This window comes from Mariniphaga anaerophila (genome assembly GCF_900129025.1).
GTDB classification, from domain to species: domain Bacteria; phylum Bacteroidota; class Bacteroidia; order Bacteroidales; family Prolixibacteraceae; genus Mariniphaga; species Mariniphaga anaerophila.
In genome coordinates, this window is record NZ_FQUM01000026.1 from 1 (window position 1) to 8,448 (window position 8,448).

The 8,448-nt window shown below is 33.0% G+C and carries 6 protein-coding genes; all 6 read right to left on the minus strand.

The features are described from left to right. Window positions 1-235 precede the first annotated feature (235 nt). Entirely contained in the window at window positions 236-3,559 is a 3,324-nt protein-coding gene (locus BUB08_RS19645) for a sacsin N-terminal ATP-binding-like domain-containing protein (protein WP_073003635.1), read from the minus strand. A 140-nt stretch (window positions 3,560-3,699) separates the two neighbouring features. Further along, window positions 3,700-4,752: a PDDEXK nuclease domain-containing protein gene (locus BUB08_RS19650; protein WP_073003636.1), complete on the minus strand. Its 1,053-nt coding sequence runs from the start codon at window positions 4,750-4,752 to the stop codon at window positions 3,700-3,702. A 208-nt stretch (window positions 4,753-4,960) separates the two neighbouring features. Next, window positions 4,961-5,722, minus strand: coding sequence for a Fic family protein (locus tag BUB08_RS19655; RefSeq protein WP_073003637.1), 762 nt, complete (start codon window positions 5,720-5,722; stop codon window positions 4,961-4,963). A gap of 224 nt (window positions 5,723-5,946) precedes the next feature. Then, window positions 5,947-6,615, minus strand: a complete 669-nt coding sequence (locus BUB08_RS19665; protein ID WP_073003639.1) for an outer membrane beta-barrel protein — start codon at window positions 6,613-6,615, stop codon at window positions 5,947-5,949. A gap of 161 nt (window positions 6,616-6,776) precedes the next feature. Beyond that, window positions 6,777-7,391 (minus strand): hypothetical protein, encoded by a 615-nt coding sequence (locus BUB08_RS19670; protein ID WP_073003640.1) that lies wholly within the window; start codon window positions 7,389-7,391, stop codon window positions 6,777-6,779. A gap of 160 nt (window positions 7,392-7,551) precedes the next feature. Next, complete coding sequence (locus tag BUB08_RS19675; protein WP_139249811.1) at window positions 7,552-8,337, minus strand: hypothetical protein; 786 nt, start codon at window positions 8,335-8,337, stop codon at window positions 7,552-7,554. Window positions 8,338-8,448: the final 111 nt, after the last annotated feature.

The window sequence follows — 8,448 nt, forward strand, 5'->3', positions numbered from 1 at the left end:
GTCGAAATCTGATTCGGGTGAAGCTCATACTTTTTTCCGATTTCTTGAATCGTCTCTCGTTCTTGTAAGGCTTCAAGAACTACTTTCGTTTTAAAGCCTGAGGTGTAAGTTTTTCTTCTTTTCATAACAACAAGTTTATTAATTTTCTAATTATGCTTGTTGTCTAATTTTTGGGGCTAGTTATATACCACATCGCCTGCCATTACTTATACAAAATGTTGGGCTTTCGTACTTTTTATTCTTTAAAATGTGTCTCAATAAACTCTGAAATTGATATCCCTTCCTCGGAGTTCCAAACAGTCGAATCTACTCGGAATCTCACATTGTGGTCTTCAATATTTACAGATACACCATCATGTCCAGTTATTAATTCGTTTTTGTGAGATTCTATATCATTGAATTCACCCACTACTGGTACAAGCTTATATCCGATATTCCCAACTACTTTTGCATGTGTTCTAACATATTCAATATTGAGGTCTGAACCATCAAGTGGGACAACAACCAATGCATAATTATCCTTTTTATCCGCTGCTGTAGTAGCTTGCAATGAGGTCATTGCTGCATAGTTCTTTCCCGTTGCTTTTAATTCAATCAACCAGTCGTTAATATTGAAAATTTCTTCTTGTTTATTATTGTTTACTAAGTCTGAAGATTCGTCAGATAACAGATAATCACTACCAAATGGTTTTCTTATGATATCGATATTAACACCTTGTTCTTTTAATTTTAAAATTAATTCTCTGAACAGCTCTTCAACTATAGCTCCAAGTTGCTGATTCCGATTTATCAGTTTTTTATCGTCTAAACGTTTCTTGTATTCATTTTGAATTACGGGGTCGCTAAAGATTTCCTGAGCAAGTTCAGGACTAACACCACTTGTAATCATTGTTGTAAGTGCTTTATCCCAGCTTATTCTGATTTCGTCTGTTTTTAAGGTATTTCGTATTAGGTCGGAAACCCCAACTTTGATTTTTGATAAAAATGTTATCTGTTTTTCACCTCTAATCGTTTTAACTAAATCATCATTGTCCTTAATAAGTTCAGATAGGTTTTTTGATGAAGGAACCTCTTTTACAAATTTATTAGTGCCCTCAGATTCAATATCTTTTACATTCACCCATTGAATGTTTTTAGCTCTCTTTAACCAAAGTGTTTTATCAAAAACAATTTGGTTATCACCCACTGTTATGGTTTCACCACCAAAATTGAAGTACTCATCTTTCTCGGATGCTTCATTCAATAAGAAGTCAAATATTTTCAGACTGGAAGAAGTGGTGGAATTTCTATCGTAGATATGACCTTCTGAAGTTGTAAGATAGGCAAAGTCACTATATTCCAGTTCAATTTCAACTGTTAACTTACCATCATCATCCTTCAAAGGAGTTAAATCATTACTATTCTGAATTAACAGGTCAATCGTTTTGGGGTCCAGTTTTTCCTTTCTCTTAACCAATGGAGAATAATGAATAAAACCCCATTTATCCAAACTTTCATAATCTGAACTTCCCAATGAATTGGTATAAGAATGATGCATACAGTCTTTATCCCGTATTATTTCTGAATATTTAGGAAACCCTTTCTTAAAGAAATCTTTTGGGGGCAAGATTAAATGTTTACCAGAAGGGAAAACTCTTGATATAAGATTTGATTCTTCTTTTTTATCGAATGAAAGTATTTTTAAATCTTTAATAATTTCATTTTTAGAATTGTCAATTAACCATTTTAAAAAAGTTGCATTGGCTTCTAGCTTCTCCTGAGTTGCGTAATCAGAATCCTTAAGTTGGTTTAATTTATTTTTCAAATTCTCAATTGCTGAATCTTTTTTATAAGCTTCAACACCTGTAATCTCAAATATCTTAATATCTTTTGAAATTAGCTCTTTAGAAAAGTTAAGGTCGATTTTATTTGAAATTGTAATCAGCACTTCATCTTTAATCTCATCCCAGCTTAATTTTTCTGCTTCAACAAAATCATTTTCCTGATTTAGAAGTATTTTCTTTTTTAATGTAAACTCACCTAAATCATCAATAATAAATTGATAAAGTCTGTCAAGCCAATCATATACATGAACCTCCAAATCATCTTTGAGTGATGTTAGTTTAGCTTCGATTGAAACATAATTTTTCAGCTCCTTGCTCCCAATAATATTGCTTTCCTCAAATACATCTTTGTTTTTCATGCTTGCAAAATTCTCAGCGATTCTAATCCAGTCGCTTTGTTCAGCATAGGGAATGGCATTATAAGATTTCGATTCATTAACAAGTTTCCAGACATCCTCTAAAAGTTTTTCATCAGGTGAATAAGGTATATCCAATCCATTGTACTTATAATAGAAATCGCCCAGATGTATAAATTCTTCCTCCGTTATTTTATCAATAAGACTAATCTTTAACTTAGTAAACCAATCATCGTCAATCCAGCTGTATCCTTTTGATTTTGAAAAATCAAAAATATTAAAGTGTGACCTAATGTTATTTTTCTTAATTATTTCAGGATAAACCGCAATTGCAATCTCCAGTGATTTGGTTATTAATTCCTTATTTTTATTTATACCATTGCTTTCATTTCCATCACTTTTCAAATAGATACCGTCTCTTTCAATCTTAGGGTCAAAAAGTGTTGAATTGATAATGAACGGAATTCCCAATTCTTCAGTTCCGATAAGCGGGAAAGTAAAAAAGAGCTTAGGATATTGGCTATTTAGATTTTTTAAATATTCAACACCTTCCTTCTTTTCTGTAACGCATACAACATCAAACTCTTCTTCACGTATAAGGTAGGCTTTTAACTCGCTATCTGAATCAGATGATTTTAATACCCATTCTTCAACTTTATTACTTTCAACTTCGTAACTGTTTAGTTTGCTTTTTTCGTAGGTTACAGGGTTCCCATCTTTAACTACTGTGATGGTTCCAATCTGGCTATTAAAAATTTGTGTAAATGGAATTAGTTCATTCAGGCTTTTAAGTCCTTTTTCAGATGTAATTTTCCCCTTATCATCCAGATTATAGATAAAACGAGTTTGGAAGTTACCCTCTCCTAAATAACTGGCTTCCCTTATTGAACTTATAAATTTATCATTTGATTCCTGTTGAAGTCTAAAGAATTCTTTTATGGCATTATTGTCTTTTGAATCATTTACATCCCTGTTTAAGTCGAACTCAAAAAAGCCACCTGCAGCTTCAAGCTGCCCAGCTATTTTAACCTTTTTTGAAAGCAGATAAGTTGTCATAAAACCAGTACCAAATCTGCCTGTTTTACTGTCATCGTCTGTCTTAGAAGAACCCTGAATAATTAGGCTTAATATTTCGTCAACTTTGAAGGAATTACCTGTATGTGAAAAGGAAACTTCGTTATCATTTATTTCAATTTTAACATTAACGTTGTTATCAACTGCAACGGAGTCTTTTGCATTTTGAAGTAATTCCCAAAACCATCTTTTTTCATAAATAGGCCTTTCCTTTTCCCTGGCAAGTATATCTCTGTAAACACTTCCAGCATGAAGTTCCTCAGCGTATTCTGTCCTTCTCTTTTCTAAAGTATTTTTATCTATCATTTTGTGTTAATGTATTGTCGGTTGTCTTTTTTAGTATGAAGCCCAACGGTAAATTGTATGAGTAGTGGCAGATTGCGTGGTACTTTCCTGTCAAACCGCTATGCAGTTTGAGCGGGATACAAAACTTGATATTTACTACATCACCTGCCATTACTTATACAAAATGTTGTAGCCAGTTCTTTTTCTATTTCTTCAATTGTCGGTAAATTAGGTTTTAAGTCTTTTGGTATAGATTTTACAATCTCATATTCTGCAACGCCAATTGGTTGAGTTGTTCCTCTCAATGCATATTCAGCGATTATTGATGATTTGCTCTTGCACAATAAAAGTCCGATAGTTGGATTTTCATCATCTGTTTTTATTAAATCATCTACGGCTGATAAATATAAATTCATCTTTCCTGCGTACTCTGCTCTGAACTTTACTGATTTCAATTCAATCACGATATAGCATTTCAATCGGATATGATAGAAAAGCAAATCAATGTAAAAATCTTCTCCGTCTATTTTTATGGGAACTTGTCTGCCTACAAATGAAAATCCACCACCAAGTTCAAGTAGAAATGCTGTTATATGTGAAACTAATTGTTCTTCGATGTCTTTCTCAAGCGCTTTTTCTGTTAATGTCAAAAAATCAAATTTGTAAGGGTCTTTCAATGTTTCATTTGCCAATTCTGATTGTATTTCAGGCAATGTCGTTTCAAAATTATTGATAGCTTTTCCTGAACGCTCGTATAGTTCTAAATCTATCTGATGTGCTAATATTGTTCTCGACCAATTATTTTCGATTGTTTTATTGATGTAAAAAATTGCTTCGTCAATATCGTTTGATTTGGTAATAATCAGTATGTTATGTCCCCACGGAATTTGTCCAACAAGTTGTTGGACTTTTGCTTCTTCAAGTCCTGAATTACTGTAAAACTCATACCATTTTCTCATCGAGAATAAGTTTGACCTGGAATATCCTTGTTGATTTGGAAATTGTTTTTGTAAATCCTTTGATAAATTATCAACAACGGATGCACCCCAATTTTCAATTTGTATTTTTTCTGATATTGATTTGCCAATAATCCAATTCAACTTTATCAATTCGTGATTTACCGATATCGAGGCTTTTATTTGAGCTTTTTTAATCGCTCCTTTAATTTCCTCTACCCATTCGATATATGCCTTTGTATTTTCAATTAAATTCATATGCTTAATTAGTTTTAGCAAAGATACATAAACCATTTGGTATCTTTCAGACAGCGGATTTTGAATTGGCTACAACGGTCGGCGGTATGAAAAGTTGCCGATTGCGGGCGATTTCCTATCAAGTTACACAAAAGTTGGAGCGTGCTACAACCCTTGAATAATCGACTGAACCGGCAATTTTTAATACCGCATGTTGTGCTTTCGTGCTTTATTTCAAGCAATTTGGAAGCATTTCTAAAAATCCAACACATCTGTCATAATTCAGTTCGTAATAATTTACCCCTAAATTAATCGTCTCATAATATTTTGCTTGGTTCTTTTTGTAAAATTCCTCAGAAGGCATTCTCCAAAAGTCATGTCCTAAATTCTCTGTAATAAACCATTTTTCAATTAACCTGGCTGCTCTTCCGTTTCCATCTCTAAATGGATGTATATGTACAAATCGTAAATGAATCAGGGAGGCGAAATAAAATACTTCAATTTCATTAAGGTCTGTTAAAATTAATTCGCTTAAATCCTGAAAGAACAATTTCATTTCTTTCTCTACAAATTCAGGCTCAACAGCCATGTATGCTAACCCCGATTTTCCAAAAACACCAACCTGTTCAATTCGATATTTGCCTCTTTTACTTCTAATCAATAAAGTGTCTGAGAATATTTTATGACAATTCAATAAGTTTTTCTCATTCAACTTGTTGTTTTGCGCAAACTCATAAGCTTCTATTAAGTCCTCAATTTCCTCAATTTCTTTTCCTGCTTTGAATTTATCCTTATTCATTTCATAATTCATGTAAGAATTCAAATCTATACTGTTTCCTTCAATATTTGAAGAGTAAACAGCAGAAGACTTAGTCAAATATTCAAATCCTCCACGATTCTCCGAGAAGTCAAAACCGTTAATTAATTTAGGAATTTCTTTTCCGATTGACTTATTATATGTGTCTAAATATTTTCTTTCAGTTATTCTCATTTTTTTTGTCTATTTAAGCACAAATATACCCATTTATAATGTCAAAACCTTTGGGCAGTGTGGTTTCCCAGCATGAAGCACAACGGTTGGTACATGTTGTCGGGGCGGATTTCGAAGAGCGTTCCTGTCCAAAGTACACGGAACTGCGAAACGAGAATCCGCAGTTGGCGTACCGCCGAACCCCGCCCTGCAATATGTACCGTGTTATAGCCAGTAATTTAACTTCATAATCCATATTTCAATCCAATTGAAAGTGAAAATCCATAATGTTTCATAGCAGGGTCGTCATAACGGTCTAAATAATCTGAGTTTAAAAAAGTTGTCAGACTGTGTTTAAAACTTAGCGAAGAACAAAGAATAATCTTGTCTGATAATCCATTTTCAATCCCAACCTCAATTAATCCTCCAAAATCAAATTTTGACACATAATCCTTAAAGTTTGTTGATTCATGTCCAATGACCTCTCTATTGTCATTGAATTCAGGATAAGTATGTTTAGCTTTAACTGAAAAAGCTGGTATTATCCCGATTTTAGGAATGATTTTAATTTTGTTCCCCATTTCATATCCAAACTTAATTGGGAAACTCAGATAGTCATATTTTGCTTTGTAGTTTTCTTCTAATACATATATGTTTTCACCATCTACATAAATCATGTTATTCTTAAATCCTTGCTGAGAGTACAATGCATCAATTCCGATTTGGAATCTGTTTGAAAACTTAAGGTCATAAGTTATCCCACCAATAAATCCAATCCTCATATTAGAATTTTCAAGTTTCTCTTTGGGTGTTACATTACTTAAATTCAGTCCTGTCTGGAACCCAAGAAAATGGTTTTGTCCCAAGGCAAATGTCGAAATTAAAACAAATAAAATTATTAAATTTTGTCTCATTGTGTTGTTTTTATTATTGGCTATAACGGTCACTTGTATGTGGTCGGGCGGGATTTCGAAGAGAAATCCTGTCAGACCCGCAGGAAAGTGGGTACGAGGTCTGACTTGTCAGACCGCCAAGCCCCCCGCCTGCCATATTACAAATTGTTATGCGCTGATTTTTAATATTTTTCTTTTCGCTCATAGTCGTCATTAACTGTCAAATAATGTATTGCCAACAAAAGTCTGAATCTCGCATCCGAAATGTCAAATTCTTTATACCTCATTATTATCCCGGCAAACATAGTTGGCGAAATATCTCCAACTAATTCAAACGTGTCATAATAACTTTTTACAAATTGATTGTCCTGTCCAAACTCCTTTAGAAACTTTATATATTTCCCCTTTTCATTAAAGTACAGGTATTTTAGAGTGTCTGTGCTGTTATGTTCCCAAGTTTTTCCAATTGCCCAAATTTGATTAAAAGTTGATTTGGAGATTTTGTCGTAAATATTTTTTTGTGCTTCAAATGAAATATTCAAAATTACTTCTCCAGTTTGTTCACAGTGAACCATATGCTTGAAAAAACTTTCATAGCAATCCTGTTTATTTTGTGTGTCAATGTTTTGCCCTAAGCATATTTGATTTTCAAAGAAATTGACCAATGTCTCCAAATCCTTAATTTCGTCTTTATTAAAGATTTTATTGATTGTCTTGTCAGATTCTAAATCATTTGTTGCTGCGGAGCATCCGATAGCGAGAATCAAGTAAATCAATATTTGTAGAGTGAGTTTCATTCTTTTTCAAATTTGCGCATAACGGTCACTTGTAAGTTGTCGTTGCGGATTTCGAAGAGCGTTCCTGTCCGAAGGACACGGAACTGCGAAACGAGAATCCAGCGAACGACACCGCACGAACCCCGCAATGCAATTTGCAATTTGTTAGGCGTTCGTATTTTTATTCTTTTAATATTTTCTTTATTAATTCGTTGTCTTTTTGTGTACTCAATAATATTCCAGATTCCAAGTCAACAATTAACTCTGAGTTGGTTGAATCTTCACTTATTTGATTTAAAATTAAATATCTCTCCCGTACGATTCGTTTTTTTACTTTTTGGTTTTTGTCTTGTTGAAGTTTGATGTTTTTAAATAAAATATCTGACTCAATATTCGTTGAGTAGTTTCCACAAGATGCCGAAATCATGCAGTATTCGTTATTTTTTTCGGAGTCAAGGAAGTGATATTTTCCCTTGTAAAATATTGAATCTGGCTTGAAAAATTGAATCGTTTTTATATTATTCAAATCCTCTATGTTGTAGCAAGAGAGTCCGAAATCAAGCGCATTTGCCAATAGGTATTTATTATTCTCAATTAGTTTATAAGCATAAAATACACCACTTTGAGCATCTTGTCCTAACTCTCGCTGTTCTGCCCAAAATGGTCCGAAAATATTATTGGAACTACAATTAAGAATGAAAAATTTATAGCGACCACCAATTATTGCAATTTGACTTTTCCCTGTGCACATGGTCATGAAACTATAAGGGTCATATTCTTTCGCCAATCCTACTTTTTTTAGAACATTATTTTTTAAGTCTTTGATGATTAAAAATTGTGATTCTCCAGGTTGTTTTTGGTTTAATTCAAAAATCTTATTGTCTGTAGTCAAAGACTTATCATTCATTTTCTGACAATAAGAATTTAGACAAAGAATTAAAGTCAATATTGTTAATATCAGTTTCATTTGTTTACGGTTCAATATGTTCGTTAAGGCACATGGTTAACAAAGTTAAAGTCACATGAGTTACACTAAATTCGTGCTCAGCCTTGTAATATTTTGTTTATCACGAATATC

Coding starts and splice junctions, on each gene's coding strand:
- BUB08_RS19645 (WP_073003635.1), bottom strand. CDS start 3,559: ATGATAGATAAAAATACTTTAGAAAAGAGAAGGACAGAATACGCTGAG.
- BUB08_RS19665 (WP_073003639.1), bottom strand. CDS start 6,615: ATGAGACAAAATTTAATAATTTTATTTGTTTTAATTTCGACATTTGCC.
- BUB08_RS19650 (WP_073003636.1), bottom strand. CDS start 4,752: ATGAATTTAATTGAAAATACAAAGGCATATATCGAATGGGTAGAGGAA.
- BUB08_RS19670 (WP_073003640.1), bottom strand. CDS start 7,391: ATGAAACTCACTCTACAAATATTGATTTACTTGATTCTCGCTATCGGA.
- BUB08_RS19675 (WP_139249811.1), bottom strand. CDS start 8,337: ATGAAACTGATATTAACAATATTGACTTTAATTCTTTGTCTAAATTCT.
- BUB08_RS19655 (WP_073003637.1), bottom strand. CDS start 5,722: ATGAGAATAACTGAAAGAAAATATTTAGACACATATAATAAGTCAATC.